Origin of the sequence: Micromonospora tarensis, assembly GCF_016803395.1 — a bacterium.
Taxonomy (GTDB): domain Bacteria; phylum Actinomycetota; class Actinomycetes; order Mycobacteriales; family Micromonosporaceae; genus Micromonospora; species Micromonospora tarensis.
Map to the genome: position 1 here is coordinate 1 of NZ_JAEVHL010000070.1, position 26,808 is coordinate 26,808.

General features: G+C 71.8%; 27 protein-coding genes and 4 pseudogenes. 7 read left to right on the forward strand and 24 right to left on the reverse strand.

Annotated elements, in window-relative coordinates; genetic code table 11:
* Positions 1 to 295 precede the first annotated feature (295 nt).
* Positions 296 to 562, forward strand: a complete 267-nt coding sequence (gene rpsT / locus JM949_RS15840) for a 30S ribosomal protein S20 (RefSeq protein ID WP_030336508.1) — start codon at positions 296 to 298, stop codon at positions 560 to 562.
* Positions 563 to 779: 217 nt separating this feature from the next.
* Here the strand turns inward: rpsT and JM949_RS15845 are convergent, their stop codons facing one another.
* From JM949_RS15845 to JM949_RS15875, 7 genes and pseudogenes are all read right to left on the reverse strand, one after another.
* Positions 780 to 1,202 (reverse strand): hypothetical protein, encoded by a 423-nt coding sequence (locus JM949_RS15845; RefSeq protein WP_203149236.1) that lies wholly within the window; start codon positions 1,200 to 1,202, stop codon positions 780 to 782.
* Positions 1,199 to 2,179, reverse strand: coding sequence for a DNA polymerase III subunit delta (holA, locus tag JM949_RS15850; RefSeq protein WP_203149253.1), 981 nt, complete (start codon positions 2,177 to 2,179; stop codon positions 1,199 to 1,201). Before holA ends, JM949_RS15845 begins: the two co-directional genes overlap by 4 nt.
* Positions 2,180 to 2,306: 127 nt before the next feature.
* Positions 2,307 to 4,715, reverse strand: a pseudogene (locus JM949_RS15855) (ComEC/Rec2 family competence protein).
* Positions 4,712 to 5,538, reverse strand: a pseudogene (locus JM949_RS15860) (helix-hairpin-helix domain-containing protein). The pseudogenes JM949_RS15855 and JM949_RS15860 overlap by 4 nt, the downstream one beginning before the upstream one ends.
* A 231-nt stretch (positions 5,539 to 5,769) precedes the next feature.
* Positions 5,770 to 6,702 carry a WD40 repeat domain-containing protein gene (locus JM949_RS15865; protein WP_203149237.1) on the reverse strand — a complete coding sequence of 311 codons (933 nt, stop codon included), beginning with the start codon at positions 6,700 to 6,702 and terminating at the stop codon, positions 5,770 to 5,772.
* Positions 6,703 to 7,145: 443 nt separating this feature from the next.
* Positions 7,146 to 7,520: a VOC family protein gene (locus tag JM949_RS15870; RefSeq protein WP_203149238.1), complete on the reverse strand. Its 375-nt coding sequence runs from the start codon at positions 7,518 to 7,520 to the stop codon at positions 7,146 to 7,148.
* Positions 7,521 to 7,746: 226 nt separating this feature from the next.
* Complete coding sequence (locus JM949_RS15875) at positions 7,747 to 7,950, reverse strand: hypothetical protein (RefSeq protein ID WP_141710518.1); 204 nt, start codon at positions 7,948 to 7,950, stop codon at positions 7,747 to 7,749.
* Positions 7,951 to 8,230: 280 nt separating this feature from the next.
* On the opposite strand from JM949_RS15875, the gene JM949_RS15880 reads away from it, so the two are divergent.
* Complete coding sequence (locus JM949_RS15880; protein WP_244236754.1) at positions 8,231 to 8,422, forward strand: GntR family transcriptional regulator; 192 nt, start codon at positions 8,231 to 8,233, stop codon at positions 8,420 to 8,422.
* A gap of 28 nt (positions 8,423 to 8,450) precedes the next feature.
* On the opposite strand, the gene JM949_RS38575 is transcribed toward JM949_RS15880, so the two are convergent.
* The 7 genes and pseudogenes from JM949_RS38575 to pepN form a co-directional block, all read right to left on the reverse strand.
* A complete protein-coding gene (locus JM949_RS38575; RefSeq protein ID WP_309232176.1) occupies positions 8,451 to 8,798 on the reverse strand; it encodes an SDR family NAD(P)-dependent oxidoreductase in 348 nt (115 codons plus the stop codon).
* Positions 8,747 to 9,223, reverse strand: coding sequence for an SDR family NAD(P)-dependent oxidoreductase (locus JM949_RS38580; protein ID WP_255545599.1), 477 nt, complete (start codon positions 9,221 to 9,223; stop codon positions 8,747 to 8,749). The genes JM949_RS38575 and JM949_RS38580 overlap by 52 nt, the downstream gene beginning before the upstream one ends.
* A 3-nt stretch (positions 9,224 to 9,226) precedes the next feature.
* Positions 9,227 to 10,080, reverse strand: a pseudogene (locus JM949_RS15890) (DegV family protein).
* 48 nt (positions 10,081 to 10,128) lie between these two features.
* Positions 10,129 to 10,758 (reverse strand): histidine phosphatase family protein, encoded by a 630-nt coding sequence (locus JM949_RS15895; RefSeq protein ID WP_203149239.1) that lies wholly within the window; start codon positions 10,756 to 10,758, stop codon positions 10,129 to 10,131.
* Positions 10,755 to 11,162 (reverse strand): ribosome silencing factor, encoded by a 408-nt coding sequence (gene rsfS, locus JM949_RS15900; RefSeq protein ID WP_203149240.1) that lies wholly within the window; start codon positions 11,160 to 11,162, stop codon positions 10,755 to 10,757. Before rsfS ends, JM949_RS15895 begins: the two co-directional genes overlap by 4 nt.
* Positions 11,163 to 11,272: 110 nt before the next feature.
* Positions 11,273 to 11,869, reverse strand: coding sequence for a nicotinate-nucleotide adenylyltransferase (nadD, locus tag JM949_RS15905; protein ID WP_203149241.1), 597 nt, complete (start codon positions 11,867 to 11,869; stop codon positions 11,273 to 11,275).
* Positions 11,870 to 11,926: 57 nt separating this feature from the next.
* Positions 11,927 to 14,443 carry an aminopeptidase N gene (pepN, locus tag JM949_RS15910; RefSeq protein ID WP_203149242.1) on the reverse strand — a complete coding sequence of 839 codons (2,517 nt, stop codon included), beginning with the start codon at positions 14,441 to 14,443 and terminating at the stop codon, positions 11,927 to 11,929.
* Positions 14,444 to 14,512: 69 nt separating this feature from the next.
* Between pepN and JM949_RS15915 the strand changes: the two genes are divergently transcribed.
* The gene (locus JM949_RS15915; protein WP_030336536.1) at positions 14,513 to 14,731 is read left to right on the forward strand and encodes a DUF397 domain-containing protein; all 219 of its coding nucleotides are present in this window, start codon (positions 14,513 to 14,515) and stop codon (positions 14,729 to 14,731) included.
* An 84-nt stretch (positions 14,732 to 14,815) separates the two neighbouring features.
* Here JM949_RS15915 and JM949_RS15920 read toward each other — a convergent pair whose 3' ends face one another.
* Positions 14,816 to 15,226, reverse strand: coding sequence for a hypothetical protein (locus JM949_RS15920; protein WP_203149243.1), 411 nt, complete (start codon positions 15,224 to 15,226; stop codon positions 14,816 to 14,818).
* A 148-nt stretch (positions 15,227 to 15,374) separates the two neighbouring features.
* Between JM949_RS15920 and JM949_RS15925 the strand changes: the two genes are divergently transcribed.
* Together JM949_RS15925 and JM949_RS15930 are read left to right on the forward strand one after the other, a co-directional pair.
* Positions 15,375 to 16,655, forward strand: coding sequence for a cytochrome P450 (locus JM949_RS15925; protein WP_203149244.1), 1,281 nt, complete (start codon positions 15,375 to 15,377; stop codon positions 16,653 to 16,655).
* A 7-nt stretch (positions 16,656 to 16,662) separates the two neighbouring features.
* Positions 16,663 to 17,691 carry a glycosyltransferase gene (locus tag JM949_RS15930; protein ID WP_309232177.1) on the forward strand — a complete coding sequence of 343 codons (1,029 nt, stop codon included), beginning with the start codon at positions 16,663 to 16,665 and terminating at the stop codon, positions 17,689 to 17,691.
* Between the two features lie 70 nt (positions 17,692 to 17,761).
* Here JM949_RS15930 and JM949_RS15935 read toward each other — a convergent pair whose 3' ends face one another.
* From JM949_RS15935 to JM949_RS15945, 3 genes are read right to left on the reverse strand one after another with little or no spacing between them, the layout of a single operon-like run.
* On the reverse strand, positions 17,762 to 18,412 hold the full coding sequence (locus JM949_RS15935; RefSeq protein WP_203149245.1) for a DUF3618 domain-containing protein: 651 nt from the start codon (positions 18,410 to 18,412) through the stop codon (positions 17,762 to 17,764).
* Complete coding sequence (locus JM949_RS15940; protein ID WP_203149246.1) at positions 18,409 to 18,876, reverse strand: phage holin family protein; 468 nt, start codon at positions 18,874 to 18,876, stop codon at positions 18,409 to 18,411. Before JM949_RS15940 ends, JM949_RS15935 begins: the two co-directional genes overlap by 4 nt.
* Before the next feature lie 31 nt (positions 18,877 to 18,907).
* Entirely contained in the window at positions 18,908 to 19,708 is an 801-nt protein-coding gene (locus tag JM949_RS15945; RefSeq protein ID WP_203149247.1) for a hypothetical protein, read from the reverse strand.
* Between the two features lie 232 nt (positions 19,709 to 19,940).
* Between JM949_RS15945 and JM949_RS15950 the strand changes: the two genes are divergently transcribed.
* Both JM949_RS15950 and JM949_RS15955 read left to right on the forward strand, forming a co-directional pair.
* On the forward strand, positions 19,941 to 20,432 hold the full coding sequence (locus JM949_RS15950; RefSeq protein ID WP_203149248.1) for a DUF4383 domain-containing protein: 492 nt from the start codon (positions 19,941 to 19,943) through the stop codon (positions 20,430 to 20,432).
* A gap of 64 nt (positions 20,433 to 20,496) precedes the next feature.
* Positions 20,497 to 21,156 carry a DUF6766 family protein gene (locus JM949_RS15955; RefSeq protein WP_203149249.1) on the forward strand — a complete coding sequence of 220 codons (660 nt, stop codon included), beginning with the start codon at positions 20,497 to 20,499 and terminating at the stop codon, positions 21,154 to 21,156.
* Positions 21,157 to 21,172: 16 nt separating this feature from the next.
* Here JM949_RS15955 and JM949_RS15960 read toward each other — a convergent pair whose 3' ends face one another.
* From JM949_RS15960 to JM949_RS15985, 6 genes and pseudogenes are all read right to left on the reverse strand, one after another.
* Positions 21,173 to 21,622: a GNAT family N-acetyltransferase gene (locus JM949_RS15960; protein WP_203149250.1), complete on the reverse strand. Its 450-nt coding sequence runs from the start codon at positions 21,620 to 21,622 to the stop codon at positions 21,173 to 21,175.
* Positions 21,623 to 21,692: 70 nt separating this feature from the next.
* On the reverse strand, positions 21,693 to 23,153 hold the full coding sequence (gene obgE, locus JM949_RS15965; protein ID WP_203149251.1) for a GTPase ObgE: 1,461 nt from the start codon (positions 23,151 to 23,153) through the stop codon (positions 21,693 to 21,695).
* Positions 23,154 to 23,244: 91 nt separating this feature from the next.
* A complete protein-coding gene (rpmA, locus tag JM949_RS15970; protein ID WP_043966727.1) occupies positions 23,245 to 23,499 on the reverse strand; it encodes a 50S ribosomal protein L27 in 255 nt (84 codons plus the stop codon).
* Between the two features lie 11 nt (positions 23,500 to 23,510).
* Complete coding sequence (gene rplU, locus JM949_RS15975) at positions 23,511 to 23,825, reverse strand: 50S ribosomal protein L21 (RefSeq protein ID WP_007464063.1); 315 nt, start codon at positions 23,823 to 23,825, stop codon at positions 23,511 to 23,513.
* 166 nt (positions 23,826 to 23,991) lie between these two features.
* Positions 23,992 to 24,495, reverse strand: a complete 504-nt coding sequence (locus tag JM949_RS15980) for a hypothetical protein (protein WP_203149252.1) — start codon at positions 24,493 to 24,495, stop codon at positions 23,992 to 23,994.
* 88 nt (positions 24,496 to 24,583) lie between these two features.
* Positions 24,584 to 26,808: pseudogene (locus JM949_RS15985) on the reverse strand (Rne/Rng family ribonuclease); the annotation flags it as partial.

Sequence of the window (26,808 nt, forward strand, 5' to 3'; positions counted from 1 at the left end):
CGGGGGCCCGGCGCCCCTGGGGTCCGGGGGTCCGCCGCCCGGCGGCCTTTGATCGACTCGGGTTCCTTGAAGTCGGGCTATCAGGGGCGGGCAGATGCCCCGATTTTCAGGAAGCCGAGTGGATCAAGCGTCGAGCGTCCAGGTGAGCCCGCGACCCGGGCGGACGCCGTTTCGGCCGAGCCGTTTTGGCTCGTCCCGGGCAACCTGGTAACCTGGCTCTTCGCGCAGCGATGACGCATGTTCGTCATCCCGCGCACAAGCTGACCAACCCGAGCTATCAAGACGAGGCTGTCGCGTGGCGAACATCAAGTCCCAGATCAAGCGCAACCGGCAGAACGAGAAGGCCCGGCTGCGCAACAAGTCGGTCAAGTCGTCGCTGAAGACCGCCGTCCGGAAGTTCCACGAGGCTGCCGAGGCCGGTGACGTCGAGAAGGCCACCGCGCTGATGCTGGACGCCTCGCGCAAGCTGGACAAGGCCGTCAGCAAGGGCGTGATCCACTCCAACCAGGCCGCGAACCGCAAGTCCGCGATCGCCAAGCGCGTAGTGGCACTCTCCGCCTGACGACTGCACCGTCAGACTGATTCGGAAAGCCCCGGGCCTCGGCCCGGGGCTTCCGTGTATCCAGCGTCTCCAGCCACCGCCCACACCGGGCCACCCCTTCACCACCAGGCCACCACTTCACCCCAGGCCACCGCCCACCACCAGGCCACCGCCCACCACCGGGCCGGCCGCCTCTCGTCCGGGCGGCCGTCGGTGCGCGGCTGTGACCGGTCGGCGCTCAGTCTGACGGGTTGGCCCGCCGAGGAGGCGGCACCGGGTCGGCGGTGATCACCACGCCGGGAACGCTGTGCGAGACCCACTCCACCCGGGCACGGCCCACCACCGGTTCCATCTGCCGGCGAAAACGATCCCTTTCCTGCTCGGGCACGAGCGCAGCGGAGCGGACCACGACCGCGGCCACCATGTCGTTGAGTTTGACCATGGCCGCCACCACGGCGGGCAGCACCAGCACCGTCCACCAGGTGACCAGCTCGGCGAGAGCGAGCAGCACCGCCAGGGCGATGGCACCCTCGAAGAAGAGGAAGCACAACACGCCTCCGGGGTTGACGAACCGCAGGCCGAGGAGTCGGGCGTAGAGCGGCCGATACCGCTCCTCGTCCACCGGGACAGTGGCCCACGCTGGGCGACTCGTCCCCGTCACCTGGTACTGCCCTGCCGGGCCGCCGCGACCGAGAAGACCGCACGCTCCAGGGCGTACGCCCGGTCGTCGGAGCCGCCCTTGACGGCCGCGTTGCACTCGGCGGCGACCTGCATGGCCCGGACCAGGCCCTCCGGCGTCCAGCCGCGCCCCTGCCGCTGTGCCCGCTCGATTTTCCAGGCGGGCATGCCGAGGCTGCTGGCGAGCTGGTACGGGTTGCCCCGCCCGGCCGATGCGACCCGGGCCACCGTGCGTACCCCGTCGGCCAGGGCGTCGGCGATGGGCACCGGGTCGACCCCGACGTGCAGGGCCCAGCGCAGTGCCTCAAGGGCCGCCGGCACGTCGCCGACCATGGTGGCGTCGGCCACCGTGAAGCCGGTCACCTCGACCCGACCCCGGTAGTAACGGGCGACCGTGTCGGCGCTGATCCGTCCGTCGGTGTCGGCGATCAGTTGGGAGCAGGCGGCAGCCAGCTCGCGCAGGTCGTTGCCGACCGCCGCGATGAGCGCCTCGGCGGCGTCGTCGGTGCATTTCCCACCAGCTCGGCGAAGTTCGTCACGGACGAAGGCCACCCGGTCGCGGTGCCCCCTGAGCTTGGCCGCCGGGACCACCGTCGCGCCGGCCGCCCGCAGCCCATCGGCGAACGCCTTGCCCTTGGCACCGCCCAGGTGCAGCACCAGCAGTTGGACGTCCGGGTCGGGGTTCTTCGCGTACGCCAGCAGTGCGGCGGCCAGGTCCTTGCGGGCGTCCTGGCCGGAGCGCAGGATCAGCAGCCGTCGCCCGCCGAACAGCGAAGGGCTGAGCATCTCGGCGATCTCGCCGACGGCGAGCGAACCGGCCTGGTACTCGCGGACGTCCACCTCGGGGTCTACACCGCGGGCCTTTGCGACAGCCTCGGTGACCGCGCGCGTGGCGAGCAGCTCCTCGTCACCGAGGACGAGCAGAATGGGGGCGAGGCTGGCGGGGGTCACGCCGCCCATATTCGCACGGCCCACGGCGGGATCGTGCCTGCTCATCCGCTGCTTGGTCGGCGCAGCCCGCACTCAGCGCAAATCCAGACATCTATCTCGATTGCCTACTTAATCCGCAAGTCGCACATCCTTTCGGTCAGGGTTGTCTGCCCGCGGGCACACCTCGCCGGGCTACGGCCAGACCGTCGCCCGTTCGGACCGCCGCCACGTCGCCGTCCGTGTCGGTCCGCAGCACCCGCACGCCGCCCCTGCTCAGTCGGGTGAGCAGCCCCGGACTCGGGTGCCCGTAGGTGTTGCCAGTCCCCACCGGCACGAGCGCCACCGCCGGTCGCACCGCGTCGAGGAAGCCCGGGTCCTGATACGCCGAACCGTGATGCGCGACCTTCAACACGTCCGCCCGTAACTGGCCGGGCGCCGCCCGCGTCACCATCGCGTGCTGCTCCTCGGTCTCCGCGTCGCCGGCCAGCAGAATCCGTACCCCGGCCACCGTGGCGCGCAGCACCAGCGAGTTGTTGTTCGGGTCGGACCTGGTCCCGGCCAGCGGGTACGGCGGGCCGAGCACCAGCAGGTCGACCCCGCCCACGGGATGGCGAGCGCCGGCCACGGTGGTCAGCAGCGCGGCGCGCCCACCGGCGGCCGCCGCCTGAACCAGGTCCCGGCCGCTCTCCGGGTCCGTCGATGACGGTGTCAGCACGGCACCCACCCGCCGCCCCCGGAACACCCCGGCCACTCCGCCCACGTGGTCCGCGTGAAAGTGGCTGATCACCAGCAGGGGCACCTCCCGTACGCCGAGCCGACGCAGGCAACCGTCCACCGCACCCGGTTCCGGCCCGGCGTCCACCACCACCGCCCGGCCGGTGTCGACCGGGAGCACCAGGGCGTCGCCCTGGCCCACCGCGCAGGCCACCACCACCCAGCCGACGGGCGGCCAACCGGCGGCTACCAGCCGAACCGGCAGGGCACCCAGGACGGCGGCGACCCCGACCACCGCCACCAGCCGGCGTACCAGTGGTCGGCGCACCGCGATCAGCAGCGCGACGGTCAGCCCGGTCAACAGCAGGGCACCGGGCACCCCACCCGGCCACGGCAGGGTGCCGCCCGGTAGTCGAGCACCCTGCCGGGCGATCACCACCAACCACCAGGCCGGCCAACTCGCCAGCCACGCGACGCACTCGGCACCGGCCGGCCAGATCGGCGACACGATGGCCGCCAGCACGCCCAGCACGGTCGCTGGCGCGATGGCCGGCACCGCCAGCAGGTTCGCCGGCACCGCCACCAGGCTGACCGTGCCGGAGATCCCGGCGACGACCGGACCGCAGGCCAGTTGCGCGGCCGCCGGCACGGCCAACGCCTCGGCCAACCCAGGCGGTACGCCTCGCCGACGCAACCCGTCCCGCCAGCGCGGCGCGAGCAGCAGCAGGCCACCGGTGGCCAGCACGGAGAGGGCGAACCCTGGGTCCCCGGCCAACTCCGGGTCGACGAGCACCAGCACTGTCACGGCGGCGGCCAACGCGGGCAGCGCCGCCCGAGGGCGACCGGCGGCGAGCGCGGCGAGCCCGATCGCGCCCATCGTGGCGGCCCGTACGACGCTCGGCGACGGGCGGACCAGGATGACGAACCCCACCAGCGCCACCCCACACAGCGCGGCGGCGAGCCACGGACCGGCCCTCGACCAACGGGCCAGCAACAACACCGCACCCACCACGATCGCGACGTTGGAGCCGGAGACCGCGTTGAGATGGGTCATCCCGGTGGCCTGGAAATCGTCCTCGACGGCGGGCGGTAGTCGGCTGGTGTCACCCACCACCAGACCGGGCAGCAGCCCGCCGGGGTCGTCGGGCAGCGGCTCGCAGGCGCGTTGCAGACCGGTACGCAGCGCCCCGGCGGCGCGTTGCGCCCAGGACGGCGCGCCGTGCCCGCTCCGGTGGGCCGTTGGTGCTGAGCACCGCCGCGGTGAGGTCGCCCCCACGCGGAACGCCGAGCCGGCCGTCGGCGGTGAGGCGCTGCCCGGGCAGCAGGCCCCGCCACGCCGGGTCGTCGCCAGGACAAGTAGCCGCACCGACGCGTGGATCCGTCGACCATCCGGGCCGGTGAGCCGCACCAGTTCGGTCGACACCAGCAGCATGCCCGGCCGGGCGGCGCTCCGGATCGGGCGCGGGTCGTCCTGGACGACCAGGTCGGCGGTGATCGGAGCGCGTTGCTCGGCGAGGGCACGGATCGGCGGTGCGTCGCGGATGGCGAGCCGGGCGGCGGTGGCCGCACCACCGCAGACCACGCCGAGGCCGACCGCCACGGCCACCCAGCCGTAGCGCCGCACCACAGCTCGAGGACGGCCGAGGCGGCCGAGCAGGTGCAGCGCACCCATGGCCGTCAGACCTGCCGCCGAACCGGCCACCAGCAGAACGGTGCGGCTGCCGAGGTGCAGGCCGGCGAGCGCGGTGAGCCAGGCCGCCACGGCGAGCCCAGCCAGTCGCAGATCCGGCGGCGGCTGGGACGGAGACTGGCCGGCCCGCGGTGGGGCGGCGGCGACGGCGGGCCCGCTCACACCGTCACCAGATCCTTGAGCTGCTCGTAACGGGCATCGCCGATCCCGTCGACCTGGCGTAGATCGCCAACGGACTTGAACCCGCCGTGCTGATCCCGGTGGGTGAGGATCCGTTGGGCGAGCACCGGCCCGACCCCGGGCAGCGTGTCGAGCTGCGCCAGTGTCGCGGTGTTGAGATTCAGCGGCCCGACGGCGGGTGCCGCACCGCCCGCCGCGGGCCGGCCGCGCCGCCCGGTGGTGGCGTCACCCCAACCACGATCAGCTCGCCGTCGGTGACCTTGCGGGCCGGGTTGAGCAGCGCCACGTCGACCCCGGGCAGCGCGCCGCCGGCCGCCTGCACCGCGTCGGCGAGACGGGACCCGGCCGGTAGGCGTACCAGACCGGGTTTTCGAACCTTGCCCGCGACCGCCACCACCACCTCGCCGAGGCCGGACGCGCTGGGGTCACCCGCCGGCGCGGCCGACGCGGCTTCGCTGACCAGCGGGGCGACCGGTTCCGACCGCGGCCGGCCTGCCAGGCCCAACCTGCCGCACCCAGGACCACCACCACGGCGACCACCGCCAACGCCCGCACACCGCGCCGCCCGGGGTCGAACGCCCCCGGGCCGCAGCCGCGACTCGGGCGGGACCGCAAGGCCGTCCGACGCCTGCTCCGCGAGCGGCGCGGCGGGCCGGGAGGACAGCACGTCCGCAGACGGCGCGCCGACCACTGACGACGGGGGTACGCCCGCGAGTGGCGCCGCCGGCCGGGGCAGCGGTGCGACAACCGCCTCCGTCAGCCGGCGCAGGCGCTGGCGTACCTCTGTCTGCTCATCGTGCGACACAGCGCGACGCTATGGCGGCGGCCGGGACGGTGGAGGGTGACGAGCCCGTCCTGTGGACAACCGTCGCCACTGTGGACAACGCCCTGATCATGCCCCGATCTGATATGCCGGAGCCGAAATGCGGCGCGTGGCCTGGGCAACCGGTCTGGTCGCCTGACCGCCCGCCGTACCGGCGTCGCCGGTGCACGGCAAGCGGTCACGCCGACCGCGGGTGTTCCGCAACCCGGAAAGTCAGGAGTTCTGGAAGGGCAGGCTCCTACGCGGGTGTGGCGACCGTTCTGAGGTGTCCAGGCCCCAGAAACGCAGATTGCCCTTACTGTCACCGGAAGCCACGATCGTGCGTCCGTCCACCTCGGCCGCCGCGACGCAGCAGACATTTTCACTGTGCCCGGTATACCGGAACTCGTCGAGGCGTCCAGACTCGGCCCCGACGCCAGCGTCGATGACGTTGACGAACGTGAGTGACGGCACCAACGCCACGAATCTGCGCCCGGAACGGGCAACGGTCGCCACGCTCGGCCCGGCCGGGGGCTTGTGGTATTCCTTCAACACTTTGCGCGTGGCGACGTCGACGACCCAGAAGTCGTCCGTCTCATCCAGGAAATACTCAGACTGGTAAGGATTGCCGTCGTCCTCGTCGTCGTCCTCGTCGTCTTCGTCTTCTTCGGCGAACTCGTGCTCACCGCGGTCGAGCTTCTGTTCATCGTCGACGTTGACTCCGTCGCCGAAATCGTGGTAGGGGTCGATCCCCCGAACGGCGACGAGCTGCCCGTCCAGTGTCGCGAAAGTCGCGAGGCCCTCGGTCTCCTCGGGCACGCCGCTGGGCTCGTACAGCGGACGACCGGAGGCGACGTCCCACATGGTCAACGTCGCCAGACTGGGCCGGTACACGGCGGGGTCGCGCGCGATGGTCAGCGCCACCAATCGCCCGTCCAGCACGCCGATGTCCGCGCGGTTCAGTTCCCACCCCGCGTCGACACGCACCTCGGCGTGGTGCTCACCCGTGACGGCGTCGAAGATTCGCACCGCCCCGTCTTCGGTCCCGACGCCCACCAGCGCTCGCCCGTCCACATTGGCCACGCCGAGCCCGACGATCCTGCTCTCCAGCCGCGCGAAGGGCTCGCTCCTCGGGATACCGGCGTCGGAGCGCCAACGCAACACCACACCGCTGTCGTCAACCGTGACGAGAATATCGCGGTGCGGTCCGGTGAAGGCCGCGTATCTGACCCTGCCCGGTGTCCGGTGAGCGCATGGCCGAGCGGCTGTCCCGTGGCCGCCTCCCAGAGCCGCACCGTTCGGTCGTCGCTGCCCGAGGCGAACACTGTGCGGCCTTCCCACCGCCCGGCGGTGACGTCCCGAACAGCGTCGGTGTGCCCGCCTCCGCCGCCCGCGGGATTCTCGAACCTGCCAGGCGTCTCCGAAATCCGCGCTGGAGCATCCATGCGGACCACCGTAGCGGAACCTGATCATTCTCGACCGCGCCCCGGTTGCGGAGCATTTCCGCCAGTGCCCGTTGAGTAAACTCGTCCAGGCCGACGCGAGGTTGTCGGCTCCGGCGGACGAACCATCAGAGCCGACATCGTCCTCGACGAGTGACGCCACCGCCCCTACAGGTAAGGCCGGGTGATGATCTCGATTGCGTGGCCGGCCGGGTCGAAGAAGTAGAAGCCACGTCCACCATGCTCGGTATTGGTTTCCCCCTCCCGCTTGAGCTGCGGATCGGCCCAGTACGTGATGCCACGCCCCTCGACGAACGCCAGGCACCGCGCGAACAACTCGTCGTCGACGAGGAACGCGTAGTGCTGCATCTGGATGTCCACCGGCGGCTCGGCGAACTGGAGCAGCACGCCCTCGTCCAACTGGACGTTGGCGAACGGCCCCCACGAAGGCGCCTCCGGCAGCTCGAACAACTCCCGGTAGAACGCGGCCGAGGCGCTCTTGTCCTTGCTGGCGATGATGGTGTGGTTGAACGTGACTGTCATCCGTACCGTCTTCTTCCCGGTCGATCCGAAGACCCAACCGGAAGTCCACGCCGTTCAGCCAGCCACACCGATGACAAACCCGAGGGCACCGACGCCCCGGATCCCGCACGAGAGACGCACATATCGCGTCGATCTCGGCGTGGTGGCTGAAGTAGCCAGAACCTCCGGGGGGTAGGCCCATCTGGGGCGCGCACGGAGGCTAACACAGGGCCGCGGGCAGGATCATTCACCGTTTCTGGAGCATGACCGAGGCGACTTCTGCCATGACCGCCAACGCCCAGTCGAGTTGTCGGCACTCGCTGCGTCCTCGGCACTCCAGGCACCCGCCCGCCCGCCACGGCCGGTCGAGCGCCCGGGTCCAGTGAGCATCCAGCACCCGCTTGGCCATGAACAGTTCGGTCGCCGTGGACACCGGTTCATCGATTGGCATGTTCGGCGCCTCCGCGCGATCCGAAGTGGCCCGCCCTGGGGGCCGAAGCCTTGCGATGCGCTCCCTCAGGGCGGGCAGACCGGATGCCTCAGGAGTGCTGAAGTCCAGGAGCACCCGATCACTGTCTCACTGTATCCACAGTCTCAGTGTAGTCAAGTTCTCACTATCTCGACTTTGCCGCGTTGCTGCCTTGTCTCGATCACGTCCGGGCTGGAAACATGATCTCCGCTGAAGTCCAGGAGAGCCGCTCATGCCGACGAGGCCACCGCACTACCGCCGCGTGGCGGACGACATCGAGCAGAAGATCCGCTCGGGCGAGTATTCGCCCGGCCAACAACTGCCGTCGGTGTCCGAGATCGGCGAGCTTTACAACGTGGCACGCTCCACGGCCTATCGAGCCGTCAAAGAGCTGCACGAGCGGAACCTGATTTACGGTCAGCAGGGGCAGGGCGTGTTCGTCGCAGACAGCTAGGGCCGATCGGCGCCAGCCATGTGCAAGGTCAGCGGGCCTCGGGGTCGAGGCCGAGCACGGCCCGCCCGCCGTCCACCGGCAAGGTCACCCCGTTGACGAAGCTCGCGGCAGGCGACAGCAGGTACGCGACCGCTTCGGCCACCTCCTCGGCCCGCCCGATGCGTCCCACCGGGTGCAGCCGGGCCAACTCGGCGTCGATCCACCGGGCCTGGGTGGGCTCCTGCGCGGCCAGGAATTCGGCGTGCCGCTCGGTGGTGATCGAGCCGAGCGCGACAGCGTTGGCGCGGATGCCGTGCCGCCCGTACTCGACGGCCAGCGCCCGGGTCAGACCCTCCACGGCGGCCTTCGCTGTCGCGTACGGCAGGGCACCGGACACCGGTCGGCGGGCCTGGTGCGACGAGACGTTGACGATCGCGCGCCGGCGGCGCGGGCCAGGAATCGGCGGACGGCGACCCCGGCGCCCACCACGGCCGGGCGCAGGTTCATCCCGATCAGGTCCAGCACCGTGTCGGCGGACGCGGAGTGCAGTGCGGCATCGCGGAACACCGCCGCGTTGTTCACCCAGCCGGTCAGCGGCGCAGCGCGTTCCGCCAGCTCAGCGGCGTGCTCCGCCACCTGCTCGTCGGCGGCGTCGCCGACCACCGCGACGAGTCGATCGGCGGCCCGATGGCCGGCCAACCAGTCGACCGCGTCGGCGTCGCGTTCCAGTACGACGACGGTGGCACCGGTCGCCACCAGCCGTTCCACCACAGCCCGGCCGACACCGCGACCGCCCCCGGTGACCACATACGACGTGGACATCGCTCAACCCTCCGGCCGGCGGTGAACGACCACGCAGGCCAGGCCCGGGCGGCGTGCGCGGCGACGACGGCACCCGCCTCGGAGACGTACGTGTCGTGTAGCCGGTCGCCGAGGCGTTCGGTCAGTGCGGCGCGCAACGCCTCGGCCCGCTGCGGCGCGGCCAGGTGGTGCACCCCGAGATCCACGTCGTCGTCGCCGGCGGCCTCGACGGCCAGGTCCACGAGTCGGGCCACTCCCCGGCTGGCGGTGCGGACCTTCTCGCGCAGCACGATCGCCCCGTCCGGCATGTGCATGATCGGCTTGACGGAGAGGGCGGTGCCGAACAGCGCCTCGGCCGCGTTGATCCGGCCGCCCCGGCGGAGGAACTCCAGCGTGTCGACGTAGAACCAGACGGTGGTCCGGGCGATGGCGGCGAGCGCCGCGTCGCGTACCCCGGCGAGGTCGGCTCCGGCCTCGGCGGCGATGGCGGCGGCGATGGCCGGAAAGCCCAGCCCCATGCCGGCCGAGCGGCTGTCCACGACCTCGACCCGGCCGGCCAGGTCGGCGGCGGCCAGGCGGGCGGCCTCGACCGTGCCGGACAGCACGGCGGAGAGGTGCACCGAGACGACCCCGTCCGCCCCGGCGTCGAGCAGTTCGCGGTACGTCCGCGCGAACTGCTCGGGTGCCGGTCGGGAGGTGGTGGCCGTGACCCGGCGGGCGCTCAGTGCCCGGGTCGCGTCGGCCGGCTGGGTCTCCACCCCCTCCAGCCCCTCCGCGCCGTTGAGCACGACGGTCAACGGGACGACGGTGAGCCGGTGCGCCCGCACCAGCTCGGACGGAAGGTAGGCGGTGGAGTCGATGACGACCGCGACGGGCATGCCCGGCACGCTAGCCGATCGAGGCGTGGACCGCCGAGGCGCGGAGGCTCAGACCGCGTCGACGGCGACCGGGGCGGTGATCAGGCCGACGTTGTGCGCCCGCAGCTGCCAGCCCCGGGCGTCGTCGTGGTGTAGTTCGGTCCAGTGACAGTTGGCCAGCGAACCGATGGTGCGCAGCACGGCGGTGTCCCAGCCGAGCAGGCGACCGACGCCCTGTCGCGAGCCGCCACCGTGGGTGGCGATCACCACAGTGCCGCCCGGTGCCGCGTCGGCGGCCTCTTGCAGGGCGGTACCGACCCGCTCGCCGAGGTCGTGCAGGGGCTCCACGTCGGTGCCCGGATCGGGGTCACCGGCCCGCCAGCGCGCGTACTCCTCGGGGAAGCGCTCGGCGACCTCGGTGAGGTGCAGCCCCTGCCACTGGCCGAAGTGCCGCTCGCGCAGCCGGGCGTCGGTGCGTACCGGAAGCCCGGTCAGCGCGGCGAGCGCGGCGGCGGTCTCCGCGGCGCGGCTCAGGTCGCTGGCCACGATGGCGTCGGGCCGCAGCGCCGCGAGCAGCGGGGCGGCGGCGCGGGCCTGGTCGCGGCCCAGCTCGTTGAGGGGTACGTCGGTCTGCCCCTGGACGCGGTTGGCGGCGTTCCAGTCGGTGTTGCCGTGCCGCCAGACGATCAGTCGGGTCATTCGGCTGCGGCGGACCCGCTGGCGTCGGCCTCGACCAGGTCGCGGTCGACGAACGGGATGGTGGGGCAGTCCTTCCAGAGGCGGTCGAGCCCGTAGAACTCGCGCTCCTCGGTGTGCTGGACGTGCACCACGATGTCGACGTAGTCGAGTAGCACCCAACGACCGCCACGCTCACCCTCGCGCCGGACCGGCTTGGCCTTCTCCGGCAGGTCGAGCAGGCTCTCCTCGACGGCGTCGACGATGGCCAGCACCTGGCGCTCGTTCGGGGCGGCGGCCAGCACGAACGCGTCGGTGATGGCGAGCTGGTCGCCGACGTCGATGATCGTGATGTCCTGCGCCTTCTTGTCGGCGGCGGCCTGGGCAGCCGCGATAGCCAGCTCGTGAGCGCGTTCGGAAATCGTCACCGTTCTCCTTCGTTCAAGCGTGCGATCCTCCAAGCGTCTCATACCCGGCGACGTCCCGATCGTTCAGTTCTGGCCCGTTAACCACATAAAACCAGGCATAACGGGCACGGTCAGCGCTGGTAGAGGTTCCGCTTGGCGATGTACTGCACCACACCGTCGGGCACCAGGTACCAGACCGGCTCGCCTCGGGCGACCCGGGCGCGGCAGTCGGTCGACGAGATGGACATCGCGGGCACCTGGATCAGGCTGACAGTGTCCGCCGGGAGGTGCTTGTCGGTGAGCGGGAAGCCGGGCCGGGTCACACCGATGAAGTGCGCCAGCTCGAAGATCTCGTCCAGATCCTTCCAGGACAGGATCCGTTGCAGGGCGTCCGCGCCGGTGATGAAGAAGAGCTGCACCTTGGGGCCGTACTCAGCCTGGAGGTCACGCAGGGTGTCGACGGTGTAGGTCGGCCCACTGCGGTCGATGTCGACCCGGCTGACCTGGAAGCGGGGGTTGGAGGCGGTGGCGATGACCGTCATCAGGTAGCGGTCCTCGGCCGGGCTGACCGGCTCGTCGGCCTTCTGCCACGGCTGCCCGGTGGGGACGAAGACCACCTCGTCCAGGCCGAACCGGTCTGCCACCTCGCTGGCCGCGACGAGGTGCCCGTGGTGGATCGGGTCGAAGGTGCCACCCATGATCCCGATCCGCCGGATATCTTCCTCCACCAGGTGATCGTAGGCCGAGCCCGGGAACCGGCCGACCCGGCCTGGGTGTGGTCAGCGTCAGGCCGAGGCGGCGGCCACCGCCGTGCGGGCGACCAACGCGCGGCGCAGGTCGTCGTCGGCGTCGGTGACCACCCGGCGCAGACCGGGGGTCAGGTCGTCGCGGCCCAGCAGCGCCGCGGCCGCCTCCCGGGTCGGCTGTGCCACCGCGTAGCGGGGGAACGCCAGGGCCGCCACCTGGTCGGCGGTCCACGGGGTACGCCGATGCGCGGCGGCCGGCATCTCCGCGAAGTACCGATCGATGTAACCGGCGGTCAGCTCGGCCTGTTCGGGTTGCCAGAAGCCCTCGGCGGTCGCCTCCAACAGCCGGTTGGACAGCTCGGCGTCCCGCACGATGATGTCCCAGGCCGCCTGCTTCGCCGCCGGGTCGGGCAGGGCCGCCCGGCAGCGGGCGGCCCGTTCCGCGCCGGTGGAGCTGTTGTCGGCGGCCGCCTCGATGGCGATCTCCGCCTCGCCGGCCGCGCCCAGCACCACCAGCCGGCGCAGCACCGCCCAGCGCAGCTCCGCGTCGACCCTCAGCCCGGACGGCACGTCCCGGCCGGCGAGCCAGCCGGTGAGCAGGTCCGCGTCGGTGGTCGCGGCGACCCAGGCCCGCGCGGCGGCGAGCTGCAACGACTCTCCCGCCGGTGCGTCGTCCAGAAGTTGCCAGCAGGCTCCGGTGACCCGAGCCAACGCCGCCGACCGGGCCAGCGGGTCGAGGTAACGATCGAACAGCGACCGACTGAGCGTCAACACGTCCTCCGCGATGATCACCTCGGTCTCGGCGGGCAGCGCGGCGACCATCAGGTCGACCAGGCCGGTGACCGGCCGCTCCCCGTCGGTCACCGCGTCCAGGGCCTCGCTCCAGAGCACCGCCCGGGCGAGCGGGTCGGCCAGCCCGGGCAGCACCAGCGGGACGGCGTCCGCCGACGCCGGGTCGAGGCGCACCTTCGCGAAGGTGAGGTCACCGTCGTTGACCAGCAACAGCTGGGCCGCCGGCGAGCCGGTCAGCTCATCCAGCACGGTCCGGTCACCGTCAACGGTCGGATCGATGTCCACCTCGTCGCGCCGCACGGTGCCGTCCGACCAGTAGCGGCCCACACCGACCCGGTGCGGACGCAACACCGGGTGCGACTCCGGGGCGGTCTGCACCACCGCCACCTCGGTGTAGCGGCCGTCGGCGTCGACGGTGACCTCGGCACGCAGCGTGTTGACCTGCGGTCGGCGCAGCCACAGCTCGGCCCAACCGGAGAGGTCCCGCCCACTGGCGGCGCTGAGGCTGGCCAGCAGGTCGGCGAGGGTCGCGTTGCCGAAGCGGTGCGCGGCGAAGTGCGCGTTCAGGCCGGCGAGAAACGCCTCGTCACCGAGCCACGCGACCAGCTGCCGCAGCACACCGGCCCCCTTGGCGTACGAGATGCCGTCGAAGTTGAGCAGGCCCTCGTCGGTGTCGGCGACCTCCTTCGGGGCGATCGGGTGGGTGGAGGGGCGCTGGTCGGCGGCGTACCCCCAGGCCTTGCGACGCATGGCGAAGGTCGTCCACGCCTGGTCGAAACGGGTCGCCTCGGCGGTGACCCGGGTGCCCAGGTACTCCGCGAAGGACTCGTTCAACCACAGGTCGTCCCACCAGCGCATGGTGACCAGGTCACCGAACCACATGTGCGCCATTTCGTGGGCGATGGTGCCGGCGCGCAGCTCACGCTGGGTGTCGGTGACCGCCGAGCGGAACACGTAGTCGTCACGGAAGGTGATGAGACCCGGGTTCTCCATCGCGCCGGCGTTGAACTCGGGCACGAACGCCTGGTCGTACTTGCCGAACGGGTAGCGCTCGGCGAAGAGCTGGTGGAACCGGTCCAGGCACTGCCGGGTGATGGTGAAGATCTCCTCGGCGTCGGCGTCCAGGTGCTCGGCGAGCGACCGGCGGCAGTAGATGCCCAGCGGCACGCCGTCGTGCTCGGCCCGCCGCACGTGGTACGGCCCGGCGATCAGCGAGAAGAAGTACGTGGCCAGGGGTGCGGTCGGGGCGAACTCCCAGCGCCCGGGGGCCGGGTTGGCGGCCACCTCGGCATTGCTGGCGACGGTCCACTGCGGTGGCGCGGTGACCGCGAGGGTGAACGGGGCCTTGAGGTCAGGCTGGTCGAAGGCGGCGAAGATGCGCTGCACGTTGTCGAGGAAGGACTCCGCGTAGAGGTAGGTCTCACCGTCGGCCGGGTCGACGAAGCGGTGCATCCCCTCCCCCGTCCTCGAATACGCCATCTCCGCCTCGACGACCAGGATGTTCTCCGTGGCCAGGTCGGTCAGCGGTAGCCGGTTGTCGGTCAGCAGACCGGGGTCGAGGTCGCTGTCGTTGAGGCGTACAGCCAGCAGTTTGGCGGGCTTGACCTCGGCGAAGGTCGCGGCCCCGGGGGTCGCCCGGAACCGGATCTCGACGCGGGAGCGGAACAGCTCGCCGTCGCCGGTCAGGTCGAGGTCCACCTGATAGGACTCGACGGTAATCGCCGCGCCACGCGCGGTCGCCTCTACACGGGTCAGGCTCGGCATCCGCTTATCCTGCCCGATGGGGATCGGCACCCGGTCACCACACGACCCTCGGCACTGGAGGAAAGAACCATGGCGCAGCACCCCAAGGGCGACTTCGACCTCTCTCGGGCGGTCTGGCAGCGGGCCGAGGGGGACACCTCCGACAGCGCCGTTGAGGTCGCCTTCGTCGACGATCTGATCGGAATGCGCAACTCGGCCGAGCCGGACGGGCCGGTGCTCGTCTTCACCCAGGCCGAGTGGGACGCGTTCGTGGCCGGCGCGCAGGATGGCGAGTTCGACCTGGACTGACCATGCCGGCCCGCTCGGCGGTGTCGGGTCGCCGGGCCGGTGCCCGTGGTCGCGGCACCGGCACGGCGAAGCGGGCAGCTCACCTCATCGACCAGCACCGTCGGCGGGGCCGTCACCGTCGCCCCAGCCGAGCCCACCGGGGCCGGGGCCGTGGTGGAAGCCGGGATGGTCGGCGACGTCGACGCAACGCTCCCCGTCCGGCCCGAGCACACCACAGAACAGCCGCTCGGCCCGCTGCCAGGCCTCTGCCGGCGACAGGGCCGCCGCACCGAGCGCCACCTCCGGACGGAGCAGGCTCAGCGCCTCGGCGTACGCCACGGCCAGCTCGCGTGCCTCGGCCCGGCTCGGCGCGGTGAAGCCCAGGTGCACGGTGAAGAACCGGTGGGGTCGGGTGGGCCGCCGTGGCGGCCCGATCAGTGCCGGCGTGTCGCGGCCCGCGCCCGGTGCCCGCACCGCTCGCCGTTGCCGCCAGTGCGGTGATCTGTTGTCGCGCATCCGCCCTCCCCGTGGTCGCTCCACCAGCAGCCAACCAGGTTCCGCCGCCCCTGGGAGGGGCCAGCCGCCCGCAGGATTCAGCGGCGGCGGCGGGGGTACACGCAACCGGCCGGCGGCGACCGGCCGCACCCGCGCGTGAGGAGACCCGATGGCGACCATGCCGGCCGACCGCAGCCCGGACAGCACCCTCGCGCTGCTCCGCGCCGGCTACCGGTTCATCGGCGAACGCTGCGACCGGTACGGCAGCGACATCTTCCGAACCCGGATCCTGCTCGCCCCGACCGTCTGCCTGCGTGGCCGGCCGGCGGCGGAGCTGTTCTACGACAACGAGCGCTTCCAACGGGCGACCGCGATGCCGCTGCGGGTGCAGCGAACCCTCACCGGCCGGGACGGCGTGCAGGGGCTGGACGGGCCGGAGCACGCCGACCGCAAGGCCATGCTTATGTCGATCATGACGCCGACCGCGATCCGGCGGCTCGGCCAGCTCTTCGACGACGAGTGGCAGACCCGACTCACCGGGTGGGAAGGCGCCGGGCCGGTACGGCTCTACGACGAGCTGGGCCGGTTGCTGACCCAGGTGGTCTTCGCCTGGGCCGGGGTGCCGCTGCCCACGTCGCAGGTCGAACGCCGGGCCGTCGAGCTGCACGCCATGATCGAGGCCCCGGCGGTGGTCGGCCCCCGGCACTGGCGCGGACGGCTCGCCCGATACCGCGCCGAACGCTGGCTCGCCGACCTCGTCGAACGGACCCGGGTCGGCACCGCTCCGGCGCCGGCCGGCAGCGCCCTGGCGGTGATCGCCGAACACCGGGACGGGCGGGGCGACCTGCTCCCCCGGCGGGTCGCCGCGGTGGAACTGCTCAACGTGCTCCGCCCGGTGGTCGCCATCGACCAGTACGTCGCCTTCGCCGCGCTCGCCCTGCACGACCATCCGGCCTGGCGGGACCGGGTCCGCGACGACGACCAGGCCACCGAACACTTCGTCCAGGAGGTGCGCCGCTACTACCCGTTCTTCCCGATGGCGGCGGCCCGCGTCCGGCGGTCCTTCGACTGGCAGGGTCACCACTTTCCCCGAGGCAGACGGGTGCTGCTCGACCTCTACGGCACCAATCACCACCCGTCGCTCTGGCCCCAGCCGGAGCTGTTCCGCCCGGAACGGTTCGCCGACCGCGAGATCGACCCGTTCGCGCTGATCCCACAGGGCGGCGGTGAGCACTGGGCCGGGCACCGCTGCGCGGGCGAGTGGATCACCATCGACCTGATGAAGCGGGCGGTCACCAACCTGACCAGCAGCATGCGCTACGACGTCCCCGTCCAGGACCTGGCCCTGGACCTGCACCGGATGCCCGCGCTGCCGCCCCTCGGCCTGACCCTCACCAACATCCGCCGCACCGCCCAGTTTGACGACGATCGTGCCCGATCAACCAGGTGACGCAGGGGTGCGGCGACCCGCCCGCCTGCCGATGACCTACCTGCTGCCGCTGCGCTGGCACACCGACACCGGCCTGGCCGAACTCACCGACTACCTCCGCTGGCTGGCCGACCGGGTGGACGTGCTCGTGGTCGACGGCTCAGCACCGGACCTCTTCGCCCGACACGCCGAGACCTGGCGCGGGCTGGTCCGCCACCTGCCGCCCGACCCGGACCGGCGGGGGCTCAACGGCAAGGTCCGCGGCGTGCACACCGGGGTCGACGCGGCAGACCACGAGCACCTGGTGATCGCCGACGACGACGTCCGGTACGACGAGGCCGGGTTACGCGCGGTGCACCGGCTGCTGGGCCGGGTCGACCTGGTCCGGCCGCAGAACTACTTCGACCCGCTGCCGTGGCACGCCTGGTGGGACACCGGCCGTACGTTGCTCAACCGGGCGCTCGGCGACGACTACCCGGGCACGCTCGCGGTACGTCGCAGCACCTTCCTCGCCATGGGCGGGTACGACGCGGACGTGCTCTTCGAGAACCTGGAGCTGATTCGCACCGTGCGCGCGTACGGCGGGGTCGAGGCCACGGCGGCCGGGCTGTACGTACGCCGACTGCCGCCCGACGCGGCGCACTTCCGCGGCCAACGGGTCCGCCAGGCGTACGACGACCTGGCCCAGCCGGCCCGCCTGCTGAGCGCGCTCGCGGTCCTACCGGCGGCGGCGGTCGCGTCCCGCCGGCCCCGTCTCCTGCTCGGCATGGCGGCGACGGTTGTCGCCCTGGCCGAAGCCGGTCGCCGCCGGGCCGACGGCAACGCCGTCTTCCCACCGAGCACGTCGCTGGCCGCCCCACTCTGGCTGCTCGAACGGGGCGTCTGCAGTTGGCTGGCGGTCGCCCAGCGGGTCCTGCTCGGTGGCGTCCGGTACCACGACACCCGGATCCGTCAACCCGCACACCCCACCAGCGCGATCGTGCGTCGTTCAGCCGGGAGAACAGCCACCGAGACGGCGAAGCGGCGACCCGAACCGCACGCTCGCGCGGAGGGGTGAGGATGCGCACAGCTCGCGGTCACCCCCGGCGGGGGTGACGCGAGCTGTCGCGACCGGGTGTCGGGTGAGGTCAGGGGCTGACCTGCTGGCGAGCCTGCTGGGCCTGGCCCTTGACGTCCTGCGCGGCCGACTTCGTGTCGTCCTTGACCGCGTGCACGGCGTCCTGGGCGGTGGACTTCACCGACTCGGCGGCCTGCTGGGCCGGCTCGCGCAGCTCCTCCTTGAGCTCACTGGCGACCGCGCCCAGCTTCTCCGTCACCGCGCCGCTGTGCTCGCTGACCTTGGCCTTCACCTGGGCCGCGGCCTGCTGCTCCCGCCGGGAGACCGGGATCAGCGACGAGGCCAACCAACCGACCCCGAACGCGATCAGGCCGGCGGCGAGCGGGTTGCCCTGCGACTTCTGCCGGATCACCCGTGGAGCGCTCTGCGCGGCGTCGCTGACAGTTGCCGCCGCCGAGTGCGCGGCGTCGCCGACGCTGGAGGCCGCCGACGAGGCGTGGTCGCCCACCGAGTGGACGGCCTGGCCGGTGCCGTGGCCGAGGTCAGACGCGGTACCCATGACCTTGTCCCTCACATTCTGCAGAGCGGAACGGGCCCGCTGCTTGCGGTCGTCGACGATGCGGCCGGGGCTGACCTTGTACGCCAACGCGTCCACATCGGAGCTGAGGCTGTTGCGGGTGGCTTCGATCTCGCGGCGGATCTGGTCGGGATCGGTGCTCATCGGGTGACTCCCTCCGGGTGCGGCTTGAGCGCGTCGGGGATCCGCTGCACGCTGTCGTTGGTCTGCTTGAGCCCGCGTACGTGCTGGGCGTTCTGTTTGGCCTTGGAGTAGAGGACGGCGGCGACCACGGCCCAGATCACGGCCACGATCAGCGCGGCCAGCCCGGAGTCCATGACGTTGTCCAGGAACTGCCACACGGCGATGGACACGAAGAGCGCGACCATGTAGCCACCGAAGCCGGCGCCGCCGAAGAGCCCGGCGGCCTTGCCGGCCTTCTTGCCCTCCTGACGGATCTCGGCCTTGGCCAGCTCGACCTCCTGACGCATCAGCGTCGACAGGTCGGTGGTGACCTGACGCATCAGGTCACCCAGCGAGCTGCTCTTCACCTCCGCCGCGGTGTGCGGACCGCCCGCCTCGGGGTGGTAACCGGAGTCCAGTCCGGACCCCTGCGTCGGCATGCTCATGCCGTCGTCTCCCTTCGGATGACTAGGCGGCTCACGGACGGGGGCTGCCGCTGGACGGCACGCCCGGCAGCGGGTCGGTCTGGGTCACCGGCGGCAGTGGCTGTCCGGTGCCGGAGTAGTCCGGCTGGTCGCCCCGGGTGGGCTCGGCATAGCCGCTCGCGACCGGGTCGGCGGTGTGCGTGCCGGGGGTCGGGTCGAGGTAGCCGCCGGGCGGAACGGCGTCCGGCACCGCACGCGGTGCCGGCGGCGGCGTCGGGATCACCGCGGTCTGCTCCGGGTCGTACGCACCAGCGCCCCGATAGGTCGAGGAGCCGTTGCCGGAGTCGTCACCGGCGGCGGAGATGCCCCGGGTCAACCGGCCGGCCAGCACGCCGAGGACCGCCGCGCCGACCAGGAAGGTGCCCGGGTTACGCCGCGCGTAGTCGCGTACCTCGGTGATCAGGTCGCCGGGCTCGCGCTCCTCGAGCCAGCCGGCGACGCCGTGCACCCGGTCGGCCGCCTGGCGGGCCAGCTCGCTCACCGGGCCGGCCTGGCCACCCTGCTCGGCCATCGAGCGCATCTCGTCGGCCAACGAACGCAGCCCACCGGCGGCCCGGCGCTGCTGCTCACCGGTCTGGCTGGCGAGCTGGCTGCGGGCCTCGCCGTACAGGTTGCGGGCCTGCCGGGCGGCCTCACGGCCGACCTCGGTGCCCTGCTCCCTGGCGGTCTGGGCGACCGCGCCACCGGCGTGCGCGGCCTCGGCACCGACCTGGCGGGCCTGGTCGCGGACGCCGCCGCCGTTGGTCGAGGGCTGCCCGTACGTGGAAGACGTAGGTGAAAGATCGTGAGTCATGGTTTCCCTTCCGCTCAGAAAGTCGTCGCGGTTGTGCTGGGGGGATGCGATTCGCGTCGCCGCGGCCGCTGACCATTCACCTACCCTGCGTTTCGGCTTCCATACCTCTTCGTGCATTTATCTGCGCGGCTCGCCGGACGGACTTCAAAATGGAGGATTGTCGGGCTGCGTCACGTCGCCGCTGCGGACAGTGCGGTTCGCGAGGGCGGGCAGATCCACGGAGGGGGCAGCGATGGCACGAGGCACGCGGGGTGGGCGAGCGGCCGGCACCCGACCCCGGGTTCAGCTGGCCGCGTTGGTCGTGGCCGGGGTCTTCCTGCTGATCGGTGTCCTCGGCTTCGTTCCCGGCATCACCACCGACTACGGGCACCTCAGGTTCGCCGGGCACCACTCCGAGGCCCGGCTGCTCGGGTTGTTCCAGGTGTCGATCCTGCACAACGCGGTGCACCTGCTGTTCGGGCTGGTCGGCCTGGTGCTGGCCCGCAGCGTCGCCGGCGCCCGGCTCTTCCTCGCCGGTGGCGGCGCGATCTACCTCGTCCTCTGGCTGTACGGCCTGGCGATCGAGGCGATCAACCCGGAGGGCGGGGCGAACATCCTGCCGCTCAACAACGCGGACAACTGGCTGCACCTCGCGCTCGGCTTCGGGATGCTCGCCCTCGGGCTGCTGTTGTCGGACCGGGCGGGCACCGGTGGGCGGCTGGACAATCCCGCCGCACGGGGCTGACCTGGCCCAACAGGGTTTCCGGGGCACCTGGGCGGGGGTACTTGATCCGCGAAGGGGGTGCCACATGCCTCGCTGGCTCCGAACCAACGCACTGGCCATCGCCATGCTCGGCGCGTTCCTGGTCTTCCTGGTGTTGCAGAGCGTCTTCGGCTGGCAGACCCACAACGAGGAGCTGACCGAGTTCGGGGCCGCGCCGCTGAGCTGGCCGGCGTACCTCACCACTGGGCACTTCGCCGAGGCGGTCTTCGAGAACTGGGAGTCGGAGTTCCTCCAGATGGGCGGGTACGTGCTGCTCACCGCGTACCTGGTGCAGCGGGGCTCGGCCGAGTCGAAGCCGCTGGACCAGACCGACCGGCCGGAGGACGACGAGCGCCGGGCCACCGCACAGTCGCCGTGGCCGGTGCGCGCCGGCGGCCTGCCGCTGGTGATCTACCGCAACAGCCTCTCCCTCGCGCTGCTGCTGATCTTCGCGGGCTCGTTCGTCGGTCACCTGCTCGGCGGCGCCGCCGCGTACAACCAGGAACAGGCGCTACAGAGCGGCGCGCCGCCGATCGGGGTGTGGCAGTTCCTCGGCACCAGCGACTTCTGGTTCCAGTCGATGCAGAACTGGCAGAGCGAGTTCCTCGCCGTCGGCGCGCTGATCCTGCTGAGCATCGTGCTGCGTCAGCACGCCTCGCCCGAGTCGAAGCCGGTGACCGTCGAGCACGCCAGCACCGGCGCGTGAGCGGCGACGCCGGCCGTCAGGCCGCGACCGGGAGCCGCTTGGCGAAACAGACGCTGTACGGATTGCCCACGTACTCGCCGTAGACCGGGATCCGGTCGTAGCCACACGAGGTGTACAGGGCGACCGCGGCCGGCAGGTAGCTGCCGGTCTCCAGGCAGAGCACCGCGTGCCCCTGCCGGAACGCACACTCCTCCAGGGCGGCGAGCAACTGACGGGCGATACCTCGCCCCCGGTACGCGGGCCGGACGTACATCCGCTTGACCTCGCCGGTCTCGGCATCGATCGACTGGAGCCCACCGCAGGCGACGGCCCGACCGTTCACCACCACCGCCAGGTAGCGGACGTCGTCATGGGGGACGAAGACCTGCCCGTCCAATCCGCCGTCAGCCTCGCGCAGCTCACGCTGCTGCGCGGTGACCAGGGCGGCGATCTCCGGATCGATGGCAGGGCGGGACTCGATCAGCATCACCCCACGCTATGAGGCGTGGATTTCGCGGAGGTTTCCGGCAATCAACCCGATCACGGAGCGCAACGAACTACTCGGCGTCGTCCTCGTCGATGTCGTCGGACTCGTCCGCGCCCACCTCGTCCGCCGACCGCACCCGGCGCGCCTTGCGGGCGGCGAGCCGCTCCGCCGCCGACGCCCGGTTCGACTTGTCCTCCAGGCGGACGTCGGTGCCCCGGTTGCCGGGCACGAAGTCCACGCCGGCGTAGAGCGTCGGCTGCCAGTCGAACTCGCGCTCCCCGATCCGGACCAGGTCACCGGGCTGCGCACCGGCCTTGGCCAGCTTGTCCTCGACCCCGAGCCGAGCCAGCCGGTCGGCCAGGTAGCCGACCGCCTCGTCGTTGTCGAAGTTGGTCTGCTTGACCCAGCGCTCCGGCCGGACCCCGCGAACGGTGAACGAGCCGTCCGACTCGGCGTCGATGGTGAAACCGGCGTCGTCGACGGCCATCGGGCGGATCACGATCCGGGCCGGCTCGGCGGGCGGCGCGGCCTTACGCTCCGCCTCGACCAGCTCTGCCATCGCGTAGGTCAGCTCCTTGAGCCCCTCCCGGGTGGCAGCGGAGACCTCGAACACCCGGTAGCCGCGCTCCTCCAGGTCCGGGCGCACGATCTCGGCGAGGTCCCGGCCGTCCGGCACGTCGACCTTGTTCACGGCCACCAGGCGGGGGCGGTCGGCCAACCCGCCGTACTGGCTCAGCTCGGCCTCGATGGCGTCGATGTCGGCCACCGGGTCACGGCCGGGCTCCAGCGTCGCCGAGTCGATGACGTGCACCAGCACCGCGCAGCGTTCGATGTGCCGCAGGAACTCCAGGCCCAGACCCTTGCCGGTGGCCGCGCCGGGGATCAGGCCAGGCACGTCGGCGACGGTGAAGGTGTGGTTGTCCACCCGGACCACGCCGAGGTTGGGCACCAGGGTGGTGAACGGGTAGTCGGCGATCTTCGGCTTCGCGGCGGAGATCACCGAGATCAGCGACGACTTGCCGGCGGAGGGGAAACCCACCAGGCCCACGTCGGCGACGCTCTTCAGCTCCAGCACGATGTCCAGCTGGTCGCCGGGCTCGCCCAGTTCGGCGAAGCCGGGAGCCTTGCGCTTGGCGTTGGCCAGCGAGGCGTTGCCGCGCCCGCCGCGCCCGCCCCGGGCCACCTCGAAGGTGGTGCCGGCGCCGACCATGTCGGCCAGCACCGTGCCGTCGGTGGTCTGCACCACTGTGCCGTTGGGAACCTTGAGCACCAACTGCTGGCCGTTGGCCCCGTCCCGGTTCGACCCGGCGCCGCCCTTGCCGTTGTCGGCCTTGACGTGCGGGTGGAAGTGGAAGTCGAGCAGCGTGGTCACCTGCGGGTCGACCACCAGGGACACGCTGCCACCGTGCCCACCGTTGCCGCCGTCCGGCCCACCGAAGGGCTTGAACTTCTCGCGGTGGATCGAGACACAACCGTGCCCGCCATCGCCGGCCTGCAGATGCAGAACGACCCGGTCAACGAACGTCGCCACGGCGTCAATCCTTCCAGCGAGGTCCGACCCCGCGCTTGAAAAAGCCAAGCGGGCCGGGACCCGGAGGTCCGCGGCCCGCTTGGCCCGAGAACTACTGCTGCGGAACGATGCTGACGGTCTTGCGACCGCGCTTCGTGCCGAACAGGACCGAACCGGCGGCCAGGGCGAACAGCGTGTCGTCGCCGCCACGGCCGACCAGGTCACCGGGGTGGAACTTGGTGCCCCGCTGCCGGATGAGGATCTCACCGGCGCTGACAACCTGACCACCGAAGCGCTTCACGCCGAGTCGCTGGGCCGCGGAGTCACGACCGTTACGCGAGCTGGACGCACCCTTTTTGTGAGCCATTGGAGGACGACCTACTTCCCGCTGGAGATGCCGGTCACCTTGACCTGGGTCAACGGCTGGCGGTGACCCTGGCGCTTGTGGTAGCCGGTCTTGTTCTTGAACTTGTGGATCCGGATCTTCGGGCCCTTGGTGTGCGCGGCGATCTCGCCGGACACCGCGACCTCGGCAAGCTTCGCCGCGTCGGTCACCAGGTCGTCACCGTCGACGAGGAGCACCGCGGTGAGCTTCACCGCGTCACCGGGAGCGCCGGTGAGCTTCTCGACCTCGATCACGTCGCCCTCGGCGACCTTGTACTGCTTGCCGCCGGTCTTGACGATCGCGTACATCGGAGGCGGACTCCCTGTCGTTGAGGCTGCTGGCGGTCATCCCCGCGGCGGCTCGCCGGGTAGCAGTGCACGGCGGCGCGGGCACACGGGAACGCGGCACACCAAAAGTGCGCCGCAGGCAAGAGTACGCCATCGCCGGCCCGGACCTCAAACCGGCCCGCCCTGGTCAGCGCGCGCAGAGCTGGTCGAGGCGCTGCTGGAGCCGGTCGAGTTCGGTCTCGTCGATCGACTCGACGTCGGCGCCGAGCGCGGACACCTCGGTGCCGAGGTCGGTGAGCAGGGTCTTGAGCTGCGGGTCGGTGGTCCGCTCCGACTGCTCCCGCAGCGCCGCCTGCCAGCCGGCCAGCGCCGCCTCGGCCCGCCCTCGGGCGACCTCGGCCGTGCGGCTGTCCCCGACGCCCGTCGCCGCGACCAGCTGACCCAACTCCGCCACGTACGTCCGGACGGCGGTGGTGCTGGCCTGCTGGGCGGCGGCGCAGACCTGGCCGGCGTCACCGCCCGCCGCACCGCTGGCTGGTCTGCCGGTCGACCCGGACGAGTTGTCACCGGGCGTCGAGCCGACGCCGTCGGCGGTCGGACCCGGGTCACCGCCAGCGGGTCGATCGGTGGCGCAGCCGGCCCCGGCGGAGAGCACGGTGACCAACGCGGTGACGGCGAGCAGACGACGCATCTTCTTCTCCTGACCCGGGACGACGAAGTCCCTCCCCCGTCACTCTTGCCGGGAGAGGGACCTCGTCAAACCCATGGCCGGTCAGGGGTCAGGGGCGGGTCCTCCGACGGGTGCCGCCTCGGCGCGACCGGCGACGACCGCCGCCGCCCTCGGTGGCCTCCTCGTCGCCCTCACCGTCGCCGAGCGCGTCCGGGTCGTCCGCCGCGGCCAGCCGGGCCGACTCGCCCTGCTGGCTGTCCGAGATCGCCGGCGCGGCGGCGGTCTCCGACTCGTAGCGGGACAGGTCGTAGCCCATGGTGTCCGTGTAGTCGTCCGGTTCGGCGATGGTGTCGGTGTCGGTGTCGGTGTCGACGACCTCGACCACGGTCCGCTCGGCCGACGCGTTCTTCCGGGCCCGGCGGCGGGACGAGGTGGCGCCCTGCTCGGCGGCCGGGGCCGCCACCGACGAGGCGACCGCCTTGACCTTCTCCCCCGCACCGGCCGCGCGCGGCTTCTCCGGCACCGGCTCGGTGTGGATGATGACGCCCCGACCCTTGCAGCACTCGCAGGTCTCGCTGAACGCCTCCAGCAGGCCCGCGCCGATCCGCTTTCGGGTCATCTGCACCAGGCCGAGCGAAGTGATCTCGGTGACCTGGTGCTTGGTGCGGTCCCGGCCCAGGCACTCGGTGAGTCGACGCAGCACCAGCTCACGGTTCGACTCCAGCACCATGTCGATGAAGTCGATCACCACGATGCCGCCGATGTCGCGCAGCCGGAGCTGACGGACGATCTCCTCCGCCGCCTCCAGGTTGTTGCGGGTGACGGTCTCCTCGAGGTTGCCCCCGGAGCCGGTGTACTTGCCGGTGTTGACGTCGACCACAGTCATCGCCTCGGTGCGGTCGATCACCAGCGAACCACCGGAGGGCAGGAAGACCTTGCGGTCCAGGCCCTTGATGATCTGCTCGTCGATCCGGTACTCGGCGAAGACGTCGCTCGTGCCGACGTGCCGGCGCACCCGGTCGACCAGGTCCGGAGAGACGTGCGACAGGTACGACTCGACCATGTCGTACGACTGCTCGCCCTCGATCACCAGCTCGCGGAAGTCCTCGTTGAAGAGGTCGCGGACCACCCGGATGACCAGGTCGGGCTCCCCGTAGAGCAGCGCCGGGGCACCGCCCTCGGCCGCCTTGGCCTGGATGTCCTCCCACTGCGCCTGGAGACGCTTGACGTCACGGGCCAGCTCGTCCTCGGTGGCGCCCTCGGCCGCCGTCCGGACGATCACGCCCGCGCCGTCCGGGACCAGCTTCTTGAGCACGTCCCGCAGCCGCTTGCGCTCGTTGTCCGGCAGCTTCCGGCTGATCCCGGAGGCGTTGCCGTTGGGCACGTAGACCAGGTGCCGGCCGGAGAGCGCGATGTGGCTGGTCAGCCGAGCGCCCTTGTGCCCGATCGGTCCTTGGTGACCTGCACCAGCACCGAGTCGCCGGAGCGCAGCGCCTGCTCGATCGAGCGCGCCCGCCCCTCCAGCCCGCTGGTGTCCCAGTTGACCTCACCGGCGTACAGCACCGCGTTGCGACCCCGGCCGACGTCGACGAACGCCGCCTCCATGCTCGGCAGCACGTTCTGGACCTTGCCCAGGTACACGTTGCCGGCCATCGTGCCGGAGGAGTTACGGGTGACGTAGTGCTCCACCAGCACGCCGTCCTCCAGCACGGCGATCTGGGTGCGGTCACCGCGCTGACGGACCGCCATCACCCGGTCCACGGCCTCCCGCCGGGCCAGGAACTCCGACTCGCTCAGGATCGGCGGGCGGGTACGCCGCTGCTCACGACCGTCCCGGCGGCGCTGGCGCTTGGCCTCCAGCCGGGTCGAGCCGGACACGCCCTGGACCTCGTCCACGGTCCGGCGGGGCTCGCGGATCTTCACCACCGTCGGCACGCCGTCGTCCGCGGCACCCTCGGTGTCACCGGCGCCCCGGCGACGACGGCGACGGCGACGACGGGTCAGGCCATCCCCGCCCTCGGACTCCTCGTCCTCATCGCCCTCGGCCTCGACCTCGGCGGTCTCTTCCTCGTCGGCCTGCGCCGCCTCCTCGGACTCCTCGTCCTCGGCGTCGTCGGCCCCGCCCTTGCCCCGACCCCGGCCCCGGCGACCACGCCGGCGGCGGCGACGCGCGGCGGCGCTGTCCTCGTCGTCCTCATCCGCCTCGGCGGCCTCTTCGGCCTCCTCGGTCGGCTCCTCCTCGGCCTCGACCGCCTCGACCGGTTCCGCCGGCTCGGCGTCCCGGCGAGCGCGCCGACGGCGGCGGGACGGCTCGGCGGCCTCCTCGGCACCGCC